Raw genomic sequence first — 22,620 nt, forward strand, 5'->3', positions numbered from 1 at the left:
TTAATTGTTAACGAAAATTTTTTTTTAAATGTTCCAAAAAAGAGCCTTATTCAGAGGTAAATTTCAAAATTAACTTTTACAGTATGCCAGCATGCTATATTTCTTTCTATTTCCTTTTTCCATTTCCATAAAATTTTCTTTTCAATTTTTTTAAAAGATAATATTTCATCTCTTCTGACATCAAGACAATTTTTACCTTCAATTAGATGATCGGAATAATTTATTGAGGGTTTGATAAATTCATATCCATAGAATTGAATAGGAGGAATGGATTTGATCTGAGGAATCCGAGCTCCCGATTTTGAAAGAAAGCATATTTTAAAAATAAAAAAGAGTTTTTCATCCCTGGGTAGAATTATCCCCTCTTCAATTAATGGTGTTATTTCCTCTGAGACATCATTGATTTTTTCCCCTTTTTTTTGAGTAACTTTCCATGAAATTAATCTTTCTCCCATTTTACTATTTTCTTCTTTGTGCCCCACCAATGAAAAATCTCCATTATCCTTTACCATCCATCCATTCCAGATCATATGGAGATAGTAATTTCCTGATTCAACAATAGAATTTTCATAGATTTTCCATTCTCCTTTGCATTCCATTTCTAAAGTCAAGTTCCATGTTGGTTCGTCTTTAACCTGTCCTGAGATAATAAAAAATTTTAAAAAAAGTATTAATAGAAGATTATCAAGCATCTTATTCCATAATCTGTATGAATATTTCCACAGTTTTAGGACAGAATTGAATTCTTGAATATTCTTTAAGAATATTTAGGGCAACTTTTTTTGAAAATGCCTTTCTATAAGGTCTATCTGTAGTAAGAGCATCAAAGGTATCAGCAACTGAAATTATTCTTGCCAGAACTGGAATTTCTTCTTCTTTTAATCCTGATGGATATCCACTCCCATTATACCATTCATGGTGATGTTTTATTCCAATTACTGCATCTTCCAATCCTTTTATTTTTTCTAATATTTCAGCTCCGAATTGGGAATGTTTTTTTATAAACTCAAATTCTCCTTTGGTAAGCTTTCCTTTTTTTGTAAGAATTCTATCAGGGATACCAATTTTCCCCACATCATGGAGGATTGATGCAATTCTTAAATTTTCATTTTCTTTTTTGGATAAATTCATTTTTTCAGAAATTTTAAGGGAATAATCAAGAACACGTTTTGTGTGTCCTCCAGTATACGGATCTCTCTTTTCTATAGCTGTTGCCAGAGCGAAAGAAGTTTGGATGAAGATATCTTTAATTTTTTGGTAAAGCCTTGCATTTTCAAGGGCTATTGAAATAGGTGAAGCTAAACCCATTATCTTTTCTTCATCGGAATGGGTAAAATTTTCACCACCTTTTTTATTAAGCAGTTGAAGAACTCCTATTAATTTTTCCTTAGCTATAAGGGGGACTGTGAGGATTGACTTCGTTATGAAATGGGATTCTCTGTCAAAATATTTATTCCATCTAAGATCTTTCTTTACATCCTCAACTATAAGAGGTTTTTTTGTGGAAGCAACCCATCCTGCTATTCCCTGTCCCATTTTTAACCTTTTTTTCTTGATTTTTTCTGCTTTTTCTCCTCTGACCATTCTAAAAAATAATTCATTTTCTTCCTCATCCAGTTCCCATATAGAGCTTGTCTCTGCATTCAGGGTTTTCTCTGCTATCTCCATTGCTTTTTCAAGAACATCTTCAATTTCCAGCGATTTACCAAGAAGTTGAGCTGCGTTCAATAGATTTTTTAGTACTCTGTTTTCTTTTTCTAATATCTTAAAAGAATTTTCCATTTCTCTAATCATTTAAAATACTCGTCAGCTTCTCTATCAAGAAGAACCATTTTTTCCTCTAATTCTTTTCTCAGTTCTTCTATTTGGGAGTCATTCAAATTATCTGGAACTTTAAATCTCTCTCCATAAAAAATTGCACATTTGTTAAAGGGTGAAAATATCAAATGTTTATCCCATCCCTTTAAGATTTTTTTTATTTTGCAGGAAAATGTTAATGGAATAATCGAAGAGCCTGTTTGCTTTGCTAAGTAAAGGGCTCCTGGTTTAAGTTTCCTCCCTGGACCTCGTGGGCCATCTGGAATTATAGCAATGATATTTTGAAATACTTTATCTTTCATCGCTTTAAAAGCTTCAATTCCCCCTCTTGAACTCGATCCTCTTATAGGAATATATCCAAATCTTTTTAAAACCACTGCAGCCAGATCTCCATCTTTACTGAGGCTAACAAGAGGCATTATGCTTTGTTTTCTGTGGACATAAATAGGAAGGATTATCCTTCCATGCCATAACAAAAGAATAACTTTTTCTCCACTTCTTTTTAAGTTTTCAAAATTCTCTCTTCTCACAAATTTTATTTTTGAAGTTTTTGAGATAAAAATAATGATAAAAAAAATCAACTCTTTCAGAATGAAAAGAAACAATTTCCTCATTAATATAAATTTTCTATGATTTCCCCTTTTATTGTCAATTAATTCTAATCAGTAATTTTTATTCTTCCTGTAATAGCAAGGGTTATTTTTATCTGACCTGCTTTGTTGCTGAGAATTATGGTGCACATACTGGTAATTTTTGCATCAGGATGGAAGACAGGGTTGTTGTTGGATTTTATGCTTACATTCTCTGTATGGTAAATTCTTCCATCGATTTCCCAGGTCTTTTTCTCGTTTATATATTTTTCAAGATAGTATGAATTATGTTGAAAGTTTATTCTGTATTTTGTCCCTGAAAAAATTGCCTTGCATTTTGCCAGGTTTAAGCTCATGGAGATTTGAGAAGAAGTAAACTTTAGCTGTTTTAAAGGAATCCAGGTTGAATAAACAGGAACTACTATAATAAGAGTTAACATAAAAATAGAAAGAGTAATGATTATTTCCAGAAGGTTGAAGCCCCTTTCTTTCATATTTGCGAATTCCTCCAGTATAAAAATTGAAAAGAAGATAAATATAACAATCTTTTTGGACTTATTGGGAAGAATTTTGGATAATTCCTTGTTAAATCATAGGGAAAAATTTCAATTTTAAATGGAGAATTTATTTCATGCCCCTGAATGCTACCAATTAATTTGGTTTCATTTTCAAAAATGATTTTTTCAGATATTAAATTTGCATCTACAGTGGTCTTTCCTTTTTCATTCTCTATTTTTATAATACCCTCTTTCTTTTCGAAGTTAAAAAAGTCCCTTCCTGACACAAATATCCCCAGGATACCCTTACTCTTATCATAGAAAGGAAAATCCTTTTCCCATCTTAATCCTTTTCCCGTTATGTCGGATTTTATTGTAATTTTGTCAGAGGCAGCTATTGTAATATTTGAGTCCTGAGTTAAAGATTCTATTGGCTCGTCTTGATAAAAAACAGGAATTCCTTGGGGATTTATGGTACCTCCACCCAGAGCATTTACTTTTCCATTAATTATGATTATTTCTTCAGGCACTCCATTTAATTCTGCCCTGGTTGCGGGTTCAGAAAAGATTGTTTTATTTTCCTTTTTACTGTATTTTAAAACCCAGATTTTATCTTTTTGAAAAAATCCTATTACCTGGAATGACTCGTCAATGGCAAGAATTATCGAATCAAGATCCCCTTCGCAGAATATTCCTCCCATTCCATCCTGATTTTCAATCAGATAAACTCCTTCCTCTGGAGGAGCATCTATTTCTTCCATTCCCAGGATCTTTCTTATCGTTCTATAATCTATGGATTCGGGAGAATTAATTTTTTTTATTTTAAGACAATTAAGGAGTTGAAAAGATGCATCTTCTGGTATAAATTTTTCTTCAAAATAAAATTTTTCTGTAAGAATTTTTTGAGGAGCTCTTATTGAAATGTTTTCATAATTTTGATGCAGATTTTTTGTGTCTTTTAAAGTAGAAAATGGAAGAAAGGAAAGAGGAATTTTTCCATCGAAAAGAATGAAAAAGCCTTTTGTCTCCCATTGAGCATTAAAGGAGAGATTCTTCCAGGATGATTTCGAGATCGATTTAAATTCGATTGTATATTGATTGAAAATCTCATTCCTTTCTTTATTTTTTGTTTTTAACTCTTGTGAACAATCCCACCTTCCCTCTCTCCATGCCTGGGAATTATGGTTTGGAAACTTTTCTCCTAAAATGCCCTCCAACAATATTACAGGATCATCGATCTCCGCTTGGTCATTTAGTTCATGGAGATTGATCTTTTCCAGATTTTGTATAAATTTATCCAGTGTATACTTCATTCCTGCTTCAGAAAGGAAATTTAAGATTGTTGAAGATTTTTTGAGAGAGGTGGCTTTAAACAATAAAAAAGAAGAGAATAGAGAGATTAAAATAATTGATGAAAAAAATAGAATGAATAATAAAATTAATATGTTTATCGATCCTCTTTCTCTCATTAATATCTTTCCTTTGAAAGAAAAAGATTTTTTGCGAAGTAAGTAAATTTTAATGATTCTGAAGGATTGATAGTTATTTTTACACTTAACAATTTAAAATCTTCATTGAACTCAAAAATAGCCTCTTCAATGTTTTCTATAAGTGGTTGGAAATATCCACCATTTTCCGAATATTTCAAAACTTTCTGATCTTGATAAAATTTGTAATCTATCGTTTCAATGAGAAATATCTCCGCTGTGCTTTTTAAGTAAGTATTTTTCAAATTATCGTATAATATTAAAAAATTTTTTCCTTTTGATTTTATTTTATTTATTTCTCTATTGAGAAAATCATATATTAATATTTCTCTATTTTCTTTAAAAAATGATGAATCCTCCACGTAGATTATGTTCTGACCTGAGAGAATTTCTCTGGAAGGAAAAGTAGAATATTCAGCAAATTTTATTTTTAATGATTTTTTTTCTACGGAGAGAGAACCATCGGAATATCTTAAATTCATTCCAGCCTTTGATACATCAAGTTTTATTTTTTCGAGGGAGAGAAATAAAGAAGAATTTTTTTCTTCATTCTTTTTTATCAAACTTAGATTTTTTATGGAAAAATTAATGAAAGTTGAAAAAAGATAGAAAATGAAAATTGAGATTGAAAATGAGACTAAAAGCTCTAAGAGACTAAAACCTTTCTGTTTCATTTAGAATCCTATATTTTTTGAGATATATTTCATCAATAAAACTTTTCTTTCTTCTGATTTTTCTGGAAATGCCTCAACTTCTATCATTATTAGATTTTCATCCAATTGTTTGATTTTTATCCTATTGATGATGGGACATTTAAATGAAAATATACTTAATTTTTCGATTTCTTCTGATTTTTCAAGTATGGGAGAGCCTATCTGTATTTCTTCAATTTTATTTCTTGCGCATTCTAAAAGAAAAAGATTTTCTTTTGAATTTTTTTCGATTAATTTGTTATGAGCAATTGTTCTTAAAAAAACGAGAAAACAGATGATAAATAAAGAAAATACCATAAGAGTTTCAATTAAACTAAATCCTTTCTTATTTCCCATCATATTTTTTAAAAGCAAAGAAGATGCCATTTTGTAATTTGCTGATATATAAGTATTTATTAAATTAAGGTTAGAATTTTAAGTTAACTTTTGTTAACCTAGGGTCGTGTCACTTAGTCTCCTTTTGTTGCTCTTTTGTGACACGACACTTGATTATTATCTTATCCATCCCGGAAGTGCCCCAGCTTTTCTCGCCTTTTCCGGGAGTTCATCGAGTTCTTTTTTTGCTTTCGCTAAATCATCCTTTGCTTTTTCCAATTTTTCTGTTGTTTCCTGAATTCTGAATTGAACCTGTTCTCTCTGGTAAGGGTCGTCCAAAGCATAGAAATCCATCCAGAGGCTGTTCAACTTTGTTTGGAGTAAATCTGCATATTCTTGAGCTTTTCGATATTTTTCTTCAAGCTCTTTTTTCAGGTTTCTCCAGTAAGCTTCATCCTTTTTTTCCGATTGATTTTCTTGAGATTCTTTTGTTTCTTCTTTTATTCCATAAATTTCTAAATTCTGATAGATATTTTGAATTATATTGATTTCCCTTTTTGATTCTCTCTTTAAAATTTCATTCGTGATTATTCTGGCTTTTTCTTTGACTTTCTCCCTTCGCTCTTTTTCATTTTTTGCCACATCAACAATGCTTTGAGAAAAGAGGAGAGCTGGGGCTATAAAGCCAAAAAATATCCTTAAAGAAAAATTCTTAAATTTCATTCAAAAGAATTATCCAAAAAATATTTTATCCTATTTAATATTCAGGAGTTCATCGAGTTTTTTTCTGTCAAATCCTATTATTGGCTGGCTATTAACAACAATAACGGGAACCCCCGTCTGGTTCGTCATTCTTATCATCTCCATTGCTCCATTTCTATCCCGGCTCACATCAACTTCTGTGAAAGAAATGTTATTTTTCTTAAGATAATCCTTGGCCGCTGTACAAAAAGGGCATGTTGGAGTTGTGTATATCTTTACATTCTTTTCACCCATTTCTTCTCCTCTTATTATTTTACATTTTTATCTGGGATTTTCAAATAGATTATTGTTATTTCATGGCGATAATTTATAAAGGGCTAAGAAATCTGAAATTGCCTTTTCCTTTATTTCTTCTAAAAGATCTATTCTTTCTTTATTTTCATTCGTTGATTTTAGAAATAAGATTTCATGATTAAGATAATAAATAGCCTCCTGAAATGCTGAATGATAATTTTCTCCTCTTAAATGGTCTAAAAAAGTCGATGAAACATTTCGAAGTTCAGGTTTGACAGAAGGATTCAGAAGAGAATGTAAATATTCACTCTTTGGTATTTCGTAGGCTACAATTTTATGGGTAAATTCTGGAAATCCATCTGTTTCAAAACCCCACAAGATTCTTATCCTGTCAAAGAGGTTATTGTTTTTTATCCTTTCAAAAGCCTCAGTCCCTGGATATGGGATAAGGAACGGGCTATTCGGGAGAATGAAAAAAGTCTCTTTAAATCTCAGTTTCATTTTCAGGATGAAGTGAAATTCTTGAAGGAATTCCCCCCAATCCGATTCCATGTCTGAAAGTATCCAGTAATGATAATTAAGGATTTTTTTTCTATCGAGATGATTAAGAAGCCCTTCGATAATTTTTTGATTTCTTATGGATTTATTAAGTCTTTTTGCCCGACTTTCAATAAACACATCTGTTCCAATCCACAAAAGAGGATTTTCTTTAAAATATAATTTTTTATCTGAAAGAATTTCAATCAGTTTTTTATCTGGTTCATGTCTTCTTATTAATGAGCTGATTGAAGTCTGGATCCCCCAGAGAGAAAACCCTCTTTTTTTTATTTCTTCTATAACATTTAGGAAATGGTCTAAATTCAAAAGGATGTCATCATCGTTAATGTTAACTGTGAATGCCTGAGGGTTTACTATATTCATTTTTTTTAGTCTTTCTAAAAAATTGTCGATCCATCTTCCAACTTTTTCTGTAGTAATTGGCTTAAATTTTTTTCCATGGACATGGCTGCAGAAAATGCAGCTTCTCGGGCATCCTCTTGAAGTATTGAGCTCAAGCCCATAATTTAAAAGTTCCTCTGGGATTTCCTCCACAGATATATCAACATTTTTCAGGTTTGGTTTGTTTATTTCGGAGAATGAGGATGAGATTAAGAGGTTTTCATTCCTGTAGAGATAACCCTTTAAATTTAAAAGATTTGATGCATTCTCCTCAGGATAGTCTAAAAATGATAGAACCTCAGGAAATGCTTCCTCTGCTTCTCCTCTTATGATTAAATTTGCTTCTTGAAGATGGGAAGACACTGCTAAGGGAGAAAGAGTTGCCATAGGTCCTCCAACAGCGATTTTATTTTTAAATCTTCTCTTTAAATGGGAAATTGCTTTTGAGACAGGAAAAAAAAGGTCATCGTAAAGAGGAAAACCTATCCAGTCAAAATTATTGAGTGTATCCTCTTCGATTGAAAATCTGGGATAGGGTTCGTATAAAATCTCTGAAAGAGTGATTTTTACATTGTGCCCTTTTTTGTTCAGAGAATCTGCTAAAAAAAGAAGTCCAGGAGGAGCACTCATCGACCTCCATCTAAAATCAGTTTTTAGATAAGGAAAAATTAATAGGATGTTTTTGTTTGTCTTAATTGGACTGTTAGTTTTAAAAATATCATTTTCAATTTTTTCTGTTTTTATAGAAAGTTCATTAACAAATTGAGTTAATTTGTTTAGAGGTAATCTGGCACGCTCAAGAGGGATTTTTAATCTTATAAATTTTTGAGATGAAATTACTTCTGGAGAATCCTTTTCACATATAATGATATTCCCATGGACAGGAAGATTTTCTTTGAATATGTTGTTTAAAGCTAAAAGTATCCTTAATGGAATACAATGGTGAACTCTGATTTTTTCCCATTTTATAATCCATTTTCCATGGAATGCCATTAATTTTTAATGATGTATTCAATAATAGCATCTGTCATTTCTTCTGTTCCAACGAAATTCTCTGGGTTTATATCTTTTGTTACCTTTTTACCCTCTTTCAATACTGATAAAACAGCATTTTCAATTTTTTTTGATGCTTCAATTTCACCTAAATATTCCAGCATCATCGATGATGCCAAAATCATTGCACATGGGTTTGCGATATTTTTCCCGGCTATGTCAGGAGCACTTCCATGGGCTGTCTCAAAAATAGCAATTTCATATCCAATGTTAGCTCCAGGTGCAAAACCCAGGCCTCCGATCAGGCCAGCAGCTAAATCAGAGAGAATATCTCCGAAAAGATTTGTGGTAACTATGACATCAAATTGATTCGGGTTCAAAACCATCTGCATACACATGTTGTCAATAATTTTATCTTCGCATTCGATTTCTGGGTAGTCTTTGCAAATGTTTTTAGCTATCTCGAGGAAAAGTCCGCTTGTAAATTTAAGTATGTTTGCCTTATGGACAATCGTTACTTTTTTTCTTTGTTTTTTTCTTGCGTAATCATAAGCAGCTTTTATGATTCTTTCTGAGCCTGTTCTTGTTACAATTCCAATTGTTTCTGCAGCGCTTCGAGCTGCATCGATGTAATGTTCAACTCCACTGTAAAACTCTTCTGTATTCTCCCGGAATATGACAAGGTCAACATTTTCATACCTGCTTTTTACTCCCTGAAATGATTTAACAGGCCTCAAATTAATAAAGAGGTCAAGTTCTTTTCTTAAAGCTACATTGGCGCTTCTAAACCCTGAACCAACCGGAGTTGTAAGAGGTCCTTTCAGAGCTACTTTGTTTCTTTTAATGGATTCAAGTGTTTCTTCTGGTAATGGGTCTTTATGTCTTTCTATTCCTTGAATTCCTGCTTCAACTACTTCCCAGTCTATCTTAACACCAGTGGCTTCAATAACTCTCTTTGCTGCATCGGTTATACTCGGTCCGATGCCATCTCCCGGGATTAAAGTAACAATAGTCATCTTCTCTCCTTTTTCAAATTTTATAGCTTCCAAATGTATTTATCAATTATTTAGGATTGGTTGACCATCTATTATTTTTATGTTAATGGACTATTTAGAGGAAAATTAAAGAGAAAAAAATAGAAAATGGATAAAAATTTCAATTCAGAGAAGAGAAAATCCTTAAATTTTCTTTTAAATAAAAAATACAAACATAAAATTGTAATAATTCTTTCAATCCTTTGCTTTCTTTATTTTTGCCCTGGAATTATCTACTCAGAAGAGAAGAAAACCCTTCCACCAAAATACAAAAAATGGCTCGATGAGGAAGTAGTTTACATTATAACACCAAAGGAGAGGGAGATATTTTTAAAACTTGAATCTGATGAAATGAGGGATAAATTTATTGAGGAGTTCTGGAGACAGAGAGACCCAACATCTGGAACTCCAAAGAATGAATTTAAAGAGGAACATTACAGAAGAATAGATTATGCAAATAAATGGTTTGGAAGGCACGCCTCAAGACCTGGATGGATGACTGACCAGGGAAGAATATATATAATATTGGGAGAACCAATTGAGAGGAAAAGGTTCGATGCAGAACAAGAGGTTTATCCGTGCGAGTTATGGTTTTACTCTGGAGATGTAAGACTTGGTCTTGAACCTTTCTTTTATATACTTTTTTATAGAAGATTTGGAGCAGGAGAATATAAACTTTACAGCCCAACGGTCGATGGAAGAGAAAGATTGATTAAAGATGAAATCTTGTTAACAGAACCGGTTCTAACAAAGTTAAAACGCGATTTCGATCCCTTACATAAAATAGATTATGACCTCTATTTAGCATCACTATCTCTTATACCACAACCAGGAGGAAAGATAAAAAGTCCTATGGAATCGGATAAATTGCTAGCAAACATTCCACTTTATCCTCATAAGCTCATAAAAGATGAATATGTAGATGAATTCTTAAAGACTGAAGGAAAGGTGGAGGTAGATTACTCAGTAAATTTAATCTCAGGAACACTTCAAACAGAAATGATAGAAGATGAAAAAGGAAACTATTTTCTCCACTACTCATTTTCCCCAAAATCCCTCTCTTTAATCTCCTATGAGGATAAATACTCCGCCCACTGGAGAGTAAACGGAACAATTAAAACTCAGGATGGAAAAACAACATACCAGATAGATGAAGAATCTTCAATTGAGCTTACAAAAAAAGACATAAAAATAGCAAGAACACATCCTTTCTCCTATGAAAGTTTTCTGCCCCTTTCTCCGGGAAAATATATACTGAATATTCTCTTTCAGAACACAGTCTCAAAAGAATTTGTTCCCTTTGAAAGGGTAATCCTCATAGAGGATAAAGAAGAAAGAATAAACAACTTGGTATTAGGATATGATATAAAAAAAGATACTGAAAAGGATGTAAAAAAACCATTTAAAATAGATAATCAGAGAATCTATCCTTCAATTGAAAATTTATTTTCAGAGAAAGATAAACTCATCATATTCACCCAGCTAAGGAAAAAAGAAGGATATGAGGAGAACTTGAAATTAGTGCTTAAGATAAACAAATCTGATGAGGCTTTATGGAGAAAAGATTTAGAGATCTGGGATACTCCTTCTCTTTTAAATGTATTTGAATCGCTCTCTCTTGAGAAATTCTCTCCTGGAAAATACACAATAATTGTAACTTTTTTTAAAAAAGAAAAGGTAATTGATTCAAAGGAGGAGGAGTTTTCAATACAGAAAGAAAGAGTTCCCAGACAGTGGATAATTTCAAAAATCTGGAAATAAATTCTTAAATTTTCTTTAAATGTGTGATACTATTTTATTGCGTTATGAAATGACAGAGGAACAAGACAAAACAAATTATTTTTTGTGAACGGAGACATAAACTTTTCTTGTGCGTGGACCATCGAATTCGCAAAGAAAAATTCCCTGCCATGTTCCAAGCGCCAGCTTGCCATCTTTGACCAAAATAATTTCAGATTGACCTAGAATGCTTGCTTTTATATGGGCTGGAGAATTTCCTTCTCCATGGCTGTATGGAGCATTGTCAGGAACAATTTTTCTAAGACCATAGAGAATATCCCTTACAACATCAGGGTCAGCATTTTCATTTATCGTAATCCCTGCAGTTGTATGAGGTATAAATACTATACAGAGTCCTTCCTTAACCTCATCTTCTGAAATTGCTTTCTGGACAAGAGGAGTTATATCCACAAACTCTTCTTTTGCCCTTGTTTTGACTTCAAGTATTTTCATCTGTCAATAATTTTAATTTTTTTCACTTCATTAATAAATTATATCTCCTGAAATACAATTAAGTACCCTTTGATAAAAAAATTTTATATGAATATTTCTAAAAAATGAAGTTTTAATTAATATTTTTATGTTTATTGACATCAATTTTTTGCTTTGATAAAGACTAAATATGTAATCTCCCTTTAGAGGAGGAGGATAAATGATCCTGCAATCTATTAATCCTGCTAATGGAAAATTAATTGCTACCTTTGAGGAACATTCTTTAGATGAGATAAGAGAAAGTACAGGAAAGACCTGGGAGGCATTTCTTCTATGGAAAGAAACATCTTTCAGGGAGCGAAGCAATTTAATGAAAAAAGTTGCGTATCAATTAAGAACACATGGGGAGCATTATGGAAGAATTATAACCGAGGAGATGGGTAAACCCATTATCCAGTCCATTGCTGAGGTAGAAAAATGCGCCTGGGTGTGTGAGTACTATGCAGAGAATGCAGAAAGATTTTTAAAGGATGAACTGATAGAAACTGATGCGAGCAAGAGTTACGTTTGTTTTGAACCCCTGGGTGTTATTCTTGCTATAATGCCATGGAATTTCCCTTTCTGGCAGGTATTCAGGTTCGCAGCGCCGGCATTGATGGCTGGCAATGTGGCCCTTTTAAAGCATTCTTCTAACGTCCCGCGTTGTTCTTTAGCCATAGAAGAAGTATTCCAGAAAGCTGGCTTTCCACCCCATCTCTTTACAACTTTGTTGATAAGTTCAGAGAAGGTAGGAGATGTCATAAAGGATGATAAGATCAAAGCAGTAACTCTTACTGGCAGTGAAGATGCTGGAAGTAAGGTAGCAGAAATAGCAGGCAGGGAGATTAAGAAAACTGTTCTGGAATTAGGGGGAAGCGATCCGTTCATAATCCTTCATGATGCAGATGTTAATGTTTGTGCCAGTGTAGGGACTCAGGCCAGAACGACCAATACAGGACAGAGTTGCATCGCTGCCAAGAGATTTATTGTAGTTGAAGAACAGGCCAAAGAGTTTGAAAGACTACTTACCGAGAATATTGAAAAGTTAAAGGTTGGTGACCCTCTGGATAAAAATACTCAGATTGGACCCCTTGCCCGGAAAGACCTGCTACTGGAGTTAGATAAACAAGTCCAGGATTCCATAGCTCAAGGAGCAAAACTCCTGACCGGAGGAAAAAGGTTGGATAGACCTGGATTCTATTATGCTCCTACAGTTCTGACAGATGTAAGGGAAGGTATGCCGGTTTATAGAGAGGAAACCTTCGGTCCAGTTGCGGCTGTTATCAAGGTAAGGGATGAAGAGGAAGCTATCAGGATAGCTAACGCCACACGGTTTGGCCTGGGAGCCAGTCTATGGACAAAAGACTTGAAAAAGGCTGAAGAGTTAGCAAGGAAGATTGATTCAGGAATGGTTTTTATTAATGCTATGGTAAAATCAGACCCACGCCTGCCCTTTGGTGGAGTTAAGAAATCAGGCTATGGCCGGGAATTGTCCCATTATGGGATTAAAGAATTTGTAAACATTAAGTCAGTATGGATTGCTTAACCTTTATACCTTATCGTCAACTTTTTTGACAATGAGCCGATGATTCCTTGACAATGAATTTTATCAGGTTATATCATTATTTTTTTTCATACTTTATATTTAATGCAAAATCTTAAGAAGGAGGGGGTATGAAGATTCCTTCATATATAAAAATGTTAGTTCTTTTGTGTATTTGTTTTTTTATTTTAGTTAATGGCTATTCAGCCCGAGCAGACGAGGTAATAGCTATTAAAGGTGGAAAAATTTTTACTGTGACAAAAGGAATATTAGAAGATGGAACTGTAATTTTGAAGAATGGGTTGATTGAAGCTGTTGGAAAGGACATTCCTATCCCTGCTGGAGCCAAAATAATAGAAGCAAAAGATTTATACGTATATCCAGGATTGATTGATTCCCATTCCACAATTGGAATCTCAGAGATAAAACCAAAGGCAGAAGAGGTTCCACCTTCTGGTCAGCCAATTGAAGAGAGAGAAAAAATAGAACCTTTGAATGCAGATAAGTTTGTAATTGACAGTTTGAACCCAAAAGCTCCGAACATATCAACAGCAAGAAATTTAGGTATTACAACAACGTTGTCAGCATTAGCCCAGGGAGTTTTCACGGGTCAGAGCGCGATAATAAATTTAGCTGGAGAAACTCCTGGAGAAATGCTTCTAAAATCTCCTGCAGGTATTAATCTTGAATTTAACATGTTAAGAGGGGCGTACCCTTCAACATTGATGGGTGTTTTAGCTTTTATCAGACAGACTTTTATTGATGCTGATTATTATCAGAAAGAATGGGAGTATTACAACAAATACAAAAAAGGGATAAGAAGACCTGTTTATAACAAACCTCTTGAGTCTCTTCAATCAGCTTTAAACAGAAAAATGCCAATAATTTTTTCAGTAAACAAAGAAAATGACATAAAAAGATCTATCAAAATTGCGAAGGAATTCAATTTAAACTATCTATTGAGCGGAGTTACAGAGGGGTGGAGAGTTTTAGATTTATTAAAGAAAGAGAAAAGACCTGTATTGTTAAGCCTTAATTTTCCAGAACCAAAAGATACAACTGGATACAGTTTTCTTTTGAAGGTTGACCTTCCGATTGAAAAAGAGGAAAAGCCAAAAGAAGAAAAAAAGCCTTCCATAAAGAAAGAGGCAAAGGAGGAGAAAAAAGAAGAGGAGAAGAAAGAAGACGAGGAAATTTGGAAGCTTATTTATGGAAATGCAGCTTCCCTTCACAAAGCAGGGATTAAGTTCGCCTTTACTGGATATGGGTTAAAACAGTACGGAGATATCATGAAGAATGTGTCAAAGGCAATCGAGAATGGATTGCCTGCGGAAGAAGCTCTTAAAGCATTTACAATTTATCCAGCTGAGATATTCGGAATCTCTGACCAGGTTGGAAGCATTGAAAAAGGGAAGATAGCAAACATAGTGGTTACAAAGGGAGAGTTGTTTCAAAAAGATACAACTTTAAAATATTTATTTATCGATGGAAAAGAGATTGAAGTTAAAGAAGCCGTGAAAAAAGAGGGAATCAAGCCACCCACGGTTGATGTAACAGGAACATGGAATGTTTCAATAATGTCCCCAGGGGGTGAGATGTCTGCTACGATGACTCTTACTCAATCAGGGTCTGATGTATCAGGAGAGTTTAAAAGTCAGATGGGAATAACACAGATAAGTAATGGAGTTGTGAGCGGAAATGAAATCAGTTTTTCAATACTTATTCCAACGACTGACCCACCGATGGAAGTTTTTTTCTCTGGAAAAGTAGAGGGAAATTCTATAACTGGGACGATAGACCTTGGACCAATGGGCACTGCAGAATGGAAAGCAACCCGTCCAGGCAATTTAAATTTACTTTTTGAAAGTGCTGGAAATAATTAAAAGGAGAGATGAAAATGGGAAAAAATAAATCAAAATATATTTTATTTATTGTATTTATTTTATTTTCATTTTTTTGGGTAAGAGCAGAAGAAAAATCAGCCGGTGATAACCTTTTTATTTCTAAGGGGACTATTCTTACGATTACAAAGGGAAAGATTGAAGGTGGTTCTATTTTGATAAAGAATGGAAAAATCTTTGCAGTTGGTAAAGATTTAAAGCCACCTGAGGGAATTAAAATTATCGATGCAACAGGTAAGTATGTAATGCCAGGCATAATCGATTCCCATTCTCACATGGCAATCGACAGAGGAATAAATGAATCAACTTCTCAGGTAACTCCCCAGGTAAACATTCAGGATGTGATAAAACATGATGACATTGCGATATACAGAGCACTGGCAGGAGGAACCACCTGCGTTCAACCTCTTCATGGAAGTGCAAATGTAATTGGAGGACATAATGCTGTTATAAAACTAAAATGGGGGAAGCCGCCTGAAGAACTTTTAGTTAAAGATTCAATGCAGGGAATAAAATTTGCCCTCGGAGAAAATCCAAAGAAGTCTAATTTTCCTATGCCCAGAGGCCCTGAATTTCCCAATACAAGAATGGGGATAGAATTTGTTATAAGAGATTCTTTCAATCATGCTTTAGAGTACATGAAAAAATGGGATGAATACCAGAAGAAAAAGTCATCTTTAAAGAAGGGAGAAATTCCACCCCTTCCCCCAAAAAGAGATTTAAAATTAGAAGCACTGGCTGATATATTAAAAAGAAACCTTGGGATCGTTTGCCATGGATACAGAGCTGATGAACTTTTGATGATGCTTAAAACTGCAGATGAGTATGGAGCAAAGGTTGTCTCTTTTGAACATTGTCTTGAAGGATACAAAGTTGCCGATGAGATTGCAAAACATGGAACAGTTGCCTCGATATTTGCTGATAACTGGGCTTATAAAATCGAAGCTTTTGATGCAATTCCCTTCAATGCAGCCATTCTTACAGAAAGAGGAGTTGCTGTAACAGTTAATTCAGATTCAGATGAAAGAGTGAGGAGACTCTATCAGGATGCGGCAAAAACCATGAAGTATGGAGGATTAAGTGAAGAAGAGGCTCTCAAAACAATTACAATAAATCCTGCAAAGATGCTCGGAATTGACCACAGATGTGGAAGTATTGAGGTTGGGAAAGATGGAGATTTGGCTATTTTTAATGGACATCCCTTGAGCGTCTATTCAAAAGTTTTGATGACGATAATTGAGGGAGAGGTTTATTTTGACATAGAAAAAGCTATAACCGCTGAAAAAGCCCTTGCGATGGCTAAAGAAAAAGAGAAAAAGTGAGGTGGAAGATGAAAGGAAAAATTTCTATTAAATTCATTGGATTATTATGCTTTCTTTTAATACTGATAAATTATGTTTATTCGGAAGGCAATAAGGGATATGCGATTGTAAATGCATATATTTTCCCGGTGACATCGGCTCCGATTGAAAATGGTATATTGCTTATTAAAGACGACAAAATTGAAGCAATAGGAAAGGATTTGGAAGTTCCAGAAGGGTATGAAATAATAAATGCAAAAGGTCTATATGTTTATCCAGGGCTAATTGATTCCTCCTCTTTTCTCGGTCTTTCTGAAATAGGTTCTGTTCGAGCAACAGTTGATACCTTTGAAATTGGAAATTTTAAGCCCCATATAAAAGCTGAGGTTGCGATAAATCCCCATAGTGAGTTAATTCCAGTTACAAGGGTTAATGGAATTGCAACTGTTCTTGTTTCTCCGAGAGGAGGCACGATAGCAGGACAGAGCGCTCTTGTAAACTTAATAGGCTGGACTCCTGAAGAGATGGTGTTGAAATCTCCAGCTGCCATTCACATTTCATATCCAAGAGTTATTGAGAGAAGGAGATTCGGAGCTCCAGGAGAAAAGCCCCAGGACGAAGCAGTGGCTCAAAAGCAATTGAAAGAATTGAAAGAATTTCTGGATAGAACAAAAAGATACATTGAAATCTGGGAAGCATACAATAAGGATAAAAAAGGCTCAATTCCTGAAAAAGACTTGATCCTGGAAGCTATGGCTCCTGCGTTAAAAGGAGAAATTCCTGTTGTAATTTCTGCAGATAAAGTAAAGGAGATAAAAGGAGCAATAGAACTTGCTGATGGATATAAAATGAAGCTCATTCTGAGTGGGGCATCTGAAGGCTGGAAGTGTGCAAAATTTATAGGAGAAAAAGGTGTTCCGGTGATACTCAGCTCTCTATTTTCTCTTCCGGGAGAAAAGGAACCTTATGATGCAATATACGCCAATGCATCAATTCTTAATAAAGCAGGGGTAAAGGTAGTATTTTCCACTGAAAGCGCAAGCGATGTAAGAAATCTTCCCTATCAGGCTGGAACTGCCTCTGCCTATGGGCTTCCAAAAGAAGAAGCCCTGAAGGGCATAACGATATATCCTGCTGAAATTTTCGGGGTTCAGGATAAAATTGGGAGCTTGGAGAAAGGGAAAATAGCCAACATAATTTTGACAGATGGAGACCCTCTGGAGATGAGAACACAAACAAAACATCTTTTTATAAAAGGGCAGAAACTTCCTCTTACAAGCAAGCATATCGAACTGTATGAGAAATTCAGAAAAAGACCTTCCATAAAGTTTTTTAGCCGATAAAAAATTTGAGCAGCAAGAGTGACTTCGAAAACACGCTGTATTTTCCCCAGTCCCGCACTAACTTATTATTACCTAAGTTAAGGAATTCATAATATCTCTACTCCCATCACTTAATTTTTTTGGAATAAATACAGTTAGTGCGGGAGCATTCATGCTTCGCTCTTCTCCTGAGTAAACTCAGGAGAAACCATGCCCGCTCCACATTCGTGACGGTTTTCTCGCCACCCTTGCTGCTCAGTAAAATTAGAGTAATTTCTGGTATATAATGAAATAATTGATTCCATTTTTTTATCATAAAATAAAATTGACGGAGGGAAGATAACACAGGTAAAATTGCAGGATGGGAGAATGGCTGAGAGGAGATTTATTAGCTGAAGAAATTAAGGCAGAAATTCAGAGAGGATTAGAATCCTATAAGGAAAAAATCAAAAGGCCTCCTTATTTAGTTGGAATTTTAATAGGTGAGAACCCCTCATCAAAAATTTATCTTAACATAAAAAAAAGGGAATGCGAGAAAATTGGAATCAAGTCAGAGATTGTAAAATTTTCTGAAGATGAAACAAGGGAAAATATATTAAATAAAATCAATGAATTGAATGATAATAGAGCGATAGATGGAATTCTGGTTCAGCTTCCAATCCCTTCTCATCTTGATACCCTTGAAATAATAAGTGCTTTAAGCCCTGATAAAGATGTGGATGGTTTTCACCCTGATAATGTTAGTAGAATATTCTATGCAAAGCCAGGGTTCAGACCTTGCACTCCTTTTGGAATTTTAGAGCTATTGAAAAGAAACAACATAAAGATAGAAGGAAAGAGGGCAGTTATAATAGGAAGGAGCTTTATCGTTGGAAAACCTTTAGGGTTGATGTTACTAAATGAGAACGCCACTTTGACTTTCTGCCATTCAAAGACAGAGAACTTAAAAGATGTGACAAGTTCTGCTGATATATTAATTGTGGCAATCGGGAAACCATGCTTTGTCAGAAAAGATTTTGTTAAACAGGGTGCTGTTGTTGTAGATGTCGGAATTAATCAGATAACAGATTTGGCTGAGTTTAAAAGAATTTGTGGAGATAATGAGAAAAAAGAAGTTCAGATTAAAGAAAAAGGCAGCACTCTTGTTGGAGATGTTCACCCTGAGGTGATAGAAAAAGCTTCATTCCTTACCCCTGTTCCAGGAGGAGTTGGACCTTTAACAGTTGCAATGCTTTTAAAAAATACCTGGGAATCCTTTAGAAAAAGAGAAAATTTATAAATTCTGAAGTGGCGGTTCTCAGGAACCTTCGGTTTCTCCGCCACCCTTCCTTCTCACCTAATACAAACGCAATAAATAATTTGTAGGGCAACCCTTCAGAGCCTGCCCCAAACCTTGCCCTGAACTTGTTTCATGGGTTGATTCGGGGGTTGCTTAATGCAAGGTTAAAGCCTTGCCCTACATGTCAATTTATTTAATTCGTTTGTATTAATAATTGTAGGAGAAAAGAGAGGGCATTTAGATTCTCGGATTGGCGTAGCAATAAATACATGCATTCGGGCATGGTTGAGTATAGCTACCTATGTCTATTGAAACAGTACAACCGCATTCTTTTCTTTGAGATGGGTCTTTTTTCGTAATAGCCTGTTTTTTTTCAGGGTGGATTTTGCTAAGAAAATTTCCATCGATGCAGGAAGATTTTTTTATAAAAGAGATTTTTTCCAAAAATGGTTGGGAACAGGAGAAAATATTAATATTGTATTTATATACTGTTTCCTCAATTTCATAGATGTCCTTTAACTTTTCTTCTTCAGGAGGATCTACATAATCTAAATTTAATTTTTTAGCTCTTTTGATACACTTTGGATAATATTGAACAAAACTCAGTCTTATATCTTTTATTCCAAATTTTGAAATTTCAGATATAATTTTTTCAAAATAAGTAAGATTGCTTTTTACTCCTCCATCTTCTCTCCAGTAAATTATCGGGTCGAACCTTATAGATATTCTTTCAGGAAGCTGAGAAATTTCTACCAATCTATCAATCTGGGCTAAAGCTTCACACAAAGGAATAACTCCAGGTTCAATTCTGGTGCCTCCAAGACCAGTAATTGTAAAAAGAAAATACAGTTGGGCATATTCTTTTAATAAATCTAATAAGTTATGCCTATTTTCGATAAGATTTTTAAAATTTTTGCTCCAGAGAACTATTGTATGGGTATTCGAGGGATTTAGATCTACAACATAAGAGTATTTGTAGGGTCCTATTACAATCGCTTTTCTATTTTTTAATGAATTTACTAACCAATCAGGGAAATGAGCAATTAAATCAGTTCTTCTTGAAGCGCTTATAATTCTATGTTCCTTGACTTTCATTCTACTTCTTCTTATGATTTTAGATTATAAAGTAAAGGTTTTCAATGTCAAAGCTTAATGCAAAAAATTTAGTTAAGAATTTTTCTGGCAGAAGGGTTGTCAACAATGTAAGCTTAGAGATAAATTCAGGTGAGGTTGTAGGGTTTTTAGGAAGAAACGGAGCAGGTAAAACAACTGTATTTCAAATTATTGTCGGGCTGATAAAGCCCGATTTTGGGAAGATTTATGTGGATGAAGAAGATTATACTTATCTTCCATCGAGTTTGAGAGCAAGAAAGGGATTGGTTTATCTTCCCCAGGAACATTCTGTTTTTTTAAAAGCAACAGTGGAAGAAAATCTTGAAATGATATTTCAAACAGTTAAACTTTCTTACATATCAAAGATTGAGAAGAAAAAAAATCTGATAAGAGATTTTAATTTAGGAGATATTTTACAACAGCCTGCTTTTACTCTTTCTGGTGGGGAAAAGAGAAGACTTGAGACAGCAAGAGCATTAATATTGAACCCTGTTTTTCTCTTTCTTGATGAGCCATTTTCAGGTATAGATCCCCTTACAGTTACAGAGATCCAGAAAATTATTCTTTTTCTAAAGGAGAAAGGAATAGGGGTGATTATTTCTGACCATAACGTGAGAGATACATTTGAAGTTACTGATAGAGCTTATATTATTCATGAGGGAGAGGTTGTAGTTTCAGGAATGCCTGAAGAACTATCCAAGAATAAAGAAGCAAAGAAAATATTTCTCGGCGAAAATTTCAAACTCGGCCAGGAAATATAAATCGTTTAAAAATTTGGGCAGCAAGGGTGACTTCGAAAACACTTATTAAGAAGGCAACCATCCCCTTCGCTCAGGATCTCCTCGCATCAAAATCTAAGCTCGTTCGCTCAAATAATCTCCTATCCCTTAGAGTCTTATCTTCTCTCATCTTTTAAATCCTCTCTCGCTCCCGTTCATTTCATCATTTCTCTTCCATTGATCTAAAATATAGGAGATTATTCTCACTCACTTCGCAGATTTTTAGATGCTCGTCGATATATCGCTCAGAAGATGGTTGCCTTCTTTTTTTAATTAAGTTTTCTTCGCCACCCTTGCTGCCCATAATTATACTTGGTTAATCTTTTCTAATGCTAACTGTATATTTTGAAGGAAAGAATTGTTGTGATACTCAAAATTGCCAGTCTTAAAAGAAAAATTATCCCGAGAATTATCAGGGATTTTTTAAGAGAAAATTTCGTAAATTTAGAAACCCCAAAAGAGAGCACTATATATGACCATATTGTAAAAAAATCTATAAAGGTTAAAACATGATAGATGGGGTCTTTGTATGTAAGTGCTGGGAAAAAAATCGAAATTCCTGTTGAAACAGTGAGATAAGTTTTCTTTAGCATGACGAGAGCAGATTTAACCCCGCTTCCTAAAAAGTAGTCTATATAACTGGAATAAAGAGTAGCACACCAGAATTCTTTAAAACTTCCCTCACCTCCAAGCATCTTAATTATTATCGTTAATGTACCTGTGAAGATTAGAAATGGAAATATTAAAGCTATAAGTGAATTTATCAGAGTTTGAATGATTCTACTTTTCTCTCCTGGATTTGCTATCTTTTCCAGCTGTTCCTCAGTAATTCTTTGCGATAGTTTTGTGCTACTTTTTATCATTTCTACCCTGTCTTTAACCTGGATGGGAAAGGTGATGTAAGCAAAAATAATTGAAGTAATCAAGATTACTATAAATGGTTCATACCAGGGTGATTTTTCATGAAGTCTCTGCATTGTTTTTACAGGTTCAAAAAAAATTCCCATAAATCGAGAGAATCCATTGTTCATTCTTTTTTTTCTCCTCAATATATTTAAATTTGATTGAGAACTTCTTTTTCTATTTTTCCGTCTCTTATATATACGATTCTTTGGGCCTCAGAGGCAACATAATTTTCATGGGTGACTACAATGATTGTGTTCCCAATCTGGTGAAGCTTTTTGAATACTTTCAGTATTTCTTGACCCGAAACTGAATCTAAATTTCCTGTTGGTTCATCAGCCAGGATGATAGACGGATTGTTAACGAGTGCCCTTGCTATTGCTACTTTTTGTCTCTGTCCTCCTGAGAGTTCTGAAGGTCTGTGATTTTTTCTATCAAGTAAATCAACCATTTTTAATGCGTTGATGACTTTTTCCGTTCTTTCTTTTTTTGGTGTTCCATTGTAGATAAGAGGCAATTCTACATTATGAAATGCGTTTGCATTTGGAAGAAGATTAAAAACCTGAAATACAAATCCAATTTCTTTATTTCTTATTAATGCAAGTTCTTCCTCATTTAATGAGCTTACTAACTTTCCATTCAGGTAATATTCACCTTTTGTTGGTCTGTCGAGACATCCAAGAATGTTCATAAGAGTTGATTTACCAGAACCAGAAGGTCCAATAACTGCTATGTATTCATTTCTTTTGATATTTAAGGAAATTCCCCTTAAAGCCTGGACCTCTTCTTTTCCGATTTTATAAATCTTCCATATGTTCTCTGTGGTTATTAAATGATCATTCATACC

General features: G+C 34.1%; 22 protein-coding genes. 7 read left to right on the forward strand and 15 right to left on the reverse strand.

All coding sequences use genetic code 11. The annotated features are described in order from the left end of the window. Nucleotides 1-50 precede the first annotated feature (50 nt). The 11 genes from AB1410_01025 to AB1410_01075 form a co-directional block, all read right to left on the reverse strand. Nucleotides 51-692: a hypothetical protein gene (locus tag AB1410_01025; protein ID MEW6455281.1), complete on the reverse strand. Its 642-nt coding sequence runs from the start codon at nt 690-692 to the stop codon at nt 51-53. A gap of 1 nt (nt 693) precedes the next feature. After that, nucleotides 694-1,794 (reverse strand): HD domain-containing phosphohydrolase, encoded by a 1,101-nt coding sequence (locus AB1410_01030; GenBank protein MEW6455282.1) that lies wholly within the window; start codon nt 1,792-1,794, stop codon nt 694-696. Beyond that, the gene (locus AB1410_01035; GenBank protein MEW6455283.1) at nt 1,791-2,432 is read right to left on the reverse strand and encodes a lysophospholipid acyltransferase family protein; all 642 of its coding nucleotides are present in this window, start codon (nt 2,430-2,432) and stop codon (nt 1,791-1,793) included. Before AB1410_01035 ends, AB1410_01030 begins: the two co-directional genes overlap by 4 nt. A 44-nt stretch (nt 2,433-2,476) precedes the next feature. Continuing rightward, nucleotides 2,477-2,902, reverse strand: a complete 426-nt coding sequence (locus AB1410_01040) for a hypothetical protein (protein ID MEW6455284.1) — start codon at nt 2,900-2,902, stop codon at nt 2,477-2,479. Further along, nucleotides 2,899-4,374, reverse strand: a complete 1,476-nt coding sequence (locus AB1410_01045) for a hypothetical protein (protein ID MEW6455285.1) — start codon at nt 4,372-4,374, stop codon at nt 2,899-2,901. The genes AB1410_01040 and AB1410_01045 overlap by 4 nt, the downstream gene beginning before the upstream one ends. Further along, entirely contained in the window at nt 4,374-5,066 is a 693-nt protein-coding gene (locus AB1410_01050) for a prepilin-type N-terminal cleavage/methylation domain-containing protein (protein MEW6455286.1), read from the reverse strand. The genes AB1410_01045 and AB1410_01050 overlap by 1 nt, the downstream gene beginning before the upstream one ends. Continuing rightward, a complete protein-coding gene (locus AB1410_01055; protein MEW6455287.1) occupies nt 5,067-5,471 on the reverse strand; it encodes a type II secretion system protein in 405 nt (134 codons plus the stop codon). Nucleotides 5,472-5,597: 126 nt separating this feature from the next. Then, entirely contained in the window at nt 5,598-6,143 is a 546-nt protein-coding gene (locus AB1410_01060; protein ID MEW6455288.1) for a hypothetical protein, read from the reverse strand. Between the two features lie 30 nt (nt 6,144-6,173). Next, nucleotides 6,174-6,416 (reverse strand): Uxx-star family glutaredoxin-like (seleno)protein, encoded by a 243-nt coding sequence (locus tag AB1410_01065; GenBank protein ID MEW6455289.1) that lies wholly within the window; start codon nt 6,414-6,416, stop codon nt 6,174-6,176. A 60-nt stretch (nt 6,417-6,476) separates the two neighbouring features. Next, the gene (locus AB1410_01070) at nt 6,477-8,348 is read right to left on the reverse strand and encodes a hypothetical protein (GenBank protein ID MEW6455290.1); all 1,872 of its coding nucleotides are present in this window, start codon (nt 8,346-8,348) and stop codon (nt 6,477-6,479) included. After that, nucleotides 8,348-9,364, reverse strand: a complete 1,017-nt coding sequence (locus AB1410_01075) for an isocitrate/isopropylmalate dehydrogenase family protein (protein MEW6455291.1) — start codon at nt 9,362-9,364, stop codon at nt 8,348-8,350. Before AB1410_01075 ends, AB1410_01070 begins: the two co-directional genes overlap by 1 nt. Before the next feature lie 126 nt (nt 9,365-9,490). On the opposite strand from AB1410_01075, the gene AB1410_01080 reads away from it, so the two are divergent. Further along, nucleotides 9,491-11,143, forward strand: coding sequence for a GWxTD domain-containing protein (locus tag AB1410_01080; protein MEW6455292.1), 1,653 nt, complete (start codon nt 9,491-9,493; stop codon nt 11,141-11,143). A 75-nt stretch (nt 11,144-11,218) separates the two neighbouring features. Here the strand turns inward: AB1410_01080 and AB1410_01085 are convergent, their stop codons facing one another. Further along, nucleotides 11,219-11,614, reverse strand: coding sequence for a secondary thiamine-phosphate synthase enzyme YjbQ (locus AB1410_01085; GenBank protein ID MEW6455293.1), 396 nt, complete (start codon nt 11,612-11,614; stop codon nt 11,219-11,221). A gap of 199 nt (nt 11,615-11,813) precedes the next feature. On the opposite strand from AB1410_01085, the gene AB1410_01090 reads away from it, so the two are divergent. The 5 genes from AB1410_01090 (at nt 11,814) to AB1410_01110 (ending at nt 18,978) form a co-directional block, all read left to right on the forward strand. Then, nucleotides 11,814-13,178, forward strand: a complete 1,365-nt coding sequence (locus AB1410_01090; GenBank protein MEW6455294.1) for an NAD-dependent succinate-semialdehyde dehydrogenase — start codon at nt 11,814-11,816, stop codon at nt 13,176-13,178. 128 nt (nt 13,179-13,306) lie between these two features. After that, complete coding sequence (locus tag AB1410_01095; GenBank protein ID MEW6455295.1) at nt 13,307-15,058, forward strand: amidohydrolase family protein; 1,752 nt, start codon at nt 13,307-13,309, stop codon at nt 15,056-15,058. A gap of 14 nt (nt 15,059-15,072) precedes the next feature. Next, the gene (locus AB1410_01100; protein ID MEW6455296.1) at nt 15,073-16,398 is read left to right on the forward strand and encodes an amidohydrolase family protein; all 1,326 of its coding nucleotides are present in this window, start codon (nt 15,073-15,075) and stop codon (nt 16,396-16,398) included. Nucleotides 16,399-16,406: 8 nt separating this feature from the next. Next, a complete protein-coding gene (locus AB1410_01105) occupies nt 16,407-17,720 on the forward strand; it encodes an amidohydrolase family protein (GenBank protein MEW6455297.1) in 1,314 nt (437 codons plus the stop codon). Between the two features lie 340 nt (nt 17,721-18,060). Next, nucleotides 18,061-18,978: a bifunctional 5,10-methylenetetrahydrofolate dehydrogenase/5,10-methenyltetrahydrofolate cyclohydrolase gene (locus AB1410_01110; protein ID MEW6455298.1), complete on the forward strand. Its 918-nt coding sequence runs from the start codon at nt 18,061-18,063 to the stop codon at nt 18,976-18,978. Between the two features lie 237 nt (nt 18,979-19,215). On the opposite strand, the gene AB1410_01115 is transcribed toward AB1410_01110, so the two are convergent. Further along, a complete protein-coding gene (locus tag AB1410_01115) occupies nt 19,216-20,073 on the reverse strand; it encodes a DUF1848 family protein (GenBank protein MEW6455299.1) in 858 nt (285 codons plus the stop codon). A 44-nt stretch (nt 20,074-20,117) separates the two neighbouring features. Here AB1410_01115 and lptB point away from each other — a divergent pair, with 44 nt between their 5' ends. Beyond that, nucleotides 20,118-20,852, forward strand: coding sequence for an LPS export ABC transporter ATP-binding protein (gene lptB / locus AB1410_01120; GenBank protein MEW6455300.1), 735 nt, complete (start codon nt 20,118-20,120; stop codon nt 20,850-20,852). A 350-nt stretch (nt 20,853-21,202) separates the two neighbouring features. Here the strand turns inward: lptB and AB1410_01125 are convergent, their stop codons facing one another. Together AB1410_01125 and AB1410_01130 are read right to left on the reverse strand one after the other, a co-directional pair. Further along, complete coding sequence (locus AB1410_01125) at nt 21,203-21,901, reverse strand: YIP1 family protein (GenBank protein MEW6455301.1); 699 nt, start codon at nt 21,899-21,901, stop codon at nt 21,203-21,205. Between the two features lie 23 nt (nt 21,902-21,924). Continuing rightward, nucleotides 21,925-22,617 (reverse strand): ABC transporter ATP-binding protein, encoded by a 693-nt coding sequence (locus AB1410_01130; protein ID MEW6455302.1) that lies wholly within the window; start codon nt 22,615-22,617, stop codon nt 21,925-21,927. Nucleotides 22,618-22,620 lie beyond the last annotated feature (3 nt).

This window comes from Acidobacteriota bacterium (genome assembly GCA_040756905.1).
Classification (GTDB): domain Bacteria; phylum Acidobacteriota; class Aminicenantia; order JBFLYD01; family JBFLYD01; genus JBFLYD01.

What these genes read in the sequence shown, in the direction of transcription:
- AB1410_01025 (MEW6455281.1), bottom strand. Translation starts at nt 692, where the DNA reads ATGCTTGATAATCTTCTATTAATACTTTTTTTAAAATTTTTTATTATC.
- AB1410_01030 (MEW6455282.1), bottom strand. Translation starts at nt 1,794, where the DNA reads ATGATTAGAGAAATGGAAAATTCTTTTAAGATATTAGAAAAAGAAAAC.
- AB1410_01035 (MEW6455283.1), bottom strand. Translation starts at nt 2,432, where the DNA reads ATGAGGAAATTGTTTCTTTTCATTCTGAAAGAGTTGATTTTTTTTATC.
- AB1410_01040 (MEW6455284.1), bottom strand. Translation starts at nt 2,902, where the DNA reads ATGAAAGAAAGGGGCTTCAACCTTCTGGAAATAATCATTACTCTTTCT.
- AB1410_01045 (MEW6455285.1), bottom strand. Translation starts at nt 4,374, where the DNA reads ATGAGAGAAAGAGGATCGATAAACATATTAATTTTATTATTCATTCTA.
- AB1410_01050 (MEW6455286.1), bottom strand. Translation starts at nt 5,066, where the DNA reads ATGAAACAGAAAGGTTTTAGTCTCTTAGAGCTTTTAGTCTCATTTTCA.
- AB1410_01055 (MEW6455287.1), bottom strand. Translation starts at nt 5,471, where the DNA reads ATGGCATCTTCTTTGCTTTTAAAAAATATGATGGGAAATAAGAAAGGA.
- AB1410_01060 (MEW6455288.1), bottom strand. Translation starts at nt 6,143, where the DNA reads ATGAAATTTAAGAATTTTTCTTTAAGGATATTTTTTGGCTTTATAGCC.
- AB1410_01065 (MEW6455289.1), bottom strand. Translation starts at nt 6,416, where the DNA reads ATGGGTGAAAAGAATGTAAAGATATACACAACTCCAACATGCCCTTTT.
- AB1410_01070 (MEW6455290.1), bottom strand. Translation starts at nt 8,348, where the DNA reads ATGGCATTCCATGGAAAATGGATTATAAAATGGGAAAAAATCAGAGTT.
- AB1410_01075 (MEW6455291.1), bottom strand. Translation starts at nt 9,364, where the DNA reads ATGACTATTGTTACTTTAATCCCGGGAGATGGCATCGGACCGAGTATA.
- AB1410_01080 (MEW6455292.1), top strand. Translation starts at nt 9,491, where the DNA reads ATGGATAAAAATTTCAATTCAGAGAAGAGAAAATCCTTAAATTTTCTT.
- AB1410_01085 (MEW6455293.1), bottom strand. Translation starts at nt 11,614, where the DNA reads ATGAAAATACTTGAAGTCAAAACAAGGGCAAAAGAAGAGTTTGTGGAT.
- AB1410_01090 (MEW6455294.1), top strand. Translation starts at nt 11,814, where the DNA reads ATGATCCTGCAATCTATTAATCCTGCTAATGGAAAATTAATTGCTACC.
- AB1410_01095 (MEW6455295.1), top strand. Translation starts at nt 13,307, where the DNA reads ATGAAGATTCCTTCATATATAAAAATGTTAGTTCTTTTGTGTATTTGT.
- AB1410_01100 (MEW6455296.1), top strand. Translation starts at nt 15,073, where the DNA reads ATGGGAAAAAATAAATCAAAATATATTTTATTTATTGTATTTATTTTA.
- AB1410_01105 (MEW6455297.1), top strand. Translation starts at nt 16,407, where the DNA reads ATGAAAGGAAAAATTTCTATTAAATTCATTGGATTATTATGCTTTCTT.
- AB1410_01110 (MEW6455298.1), top strand. Translation starts at nt 18,061, where the DNA reads ATGGGAGAATGGCTGAGAGGAGATTTATTAGCTGAAGAAATTAAGGCA.
- AB1410_01115 (MEW6455299.1), bottom strand. Translation starts at nt 20,073, where the DNA reads ATGAAAGTCAAGGAACATAGAATTATAAGCGCTTCAAGAAGAACTGAT.
- lptB (MEW6455300.1), top strand. Translation starts at nt 20,118, where the DNA reads ATGTCAAAGCTTAATGCAAAAAATTTAGTTAAGAATTTTTCTGGCAGA.
- AB1410_01125 (MEW6455301.1), bottom strand. Translation starts at nt 21,901, where the DNA reads ATGAACAATGGATTCTCTCGATTTATGGGAATTTTTTTTGAACCTGTA.
- AB1410_01130 (MEW6455302.1), bottom strand. Translation starts at nt 22,617, where the DNA reads ATGAATGATCATTTAATAACCACAGAGAACATATGGAAGATTTATAAA.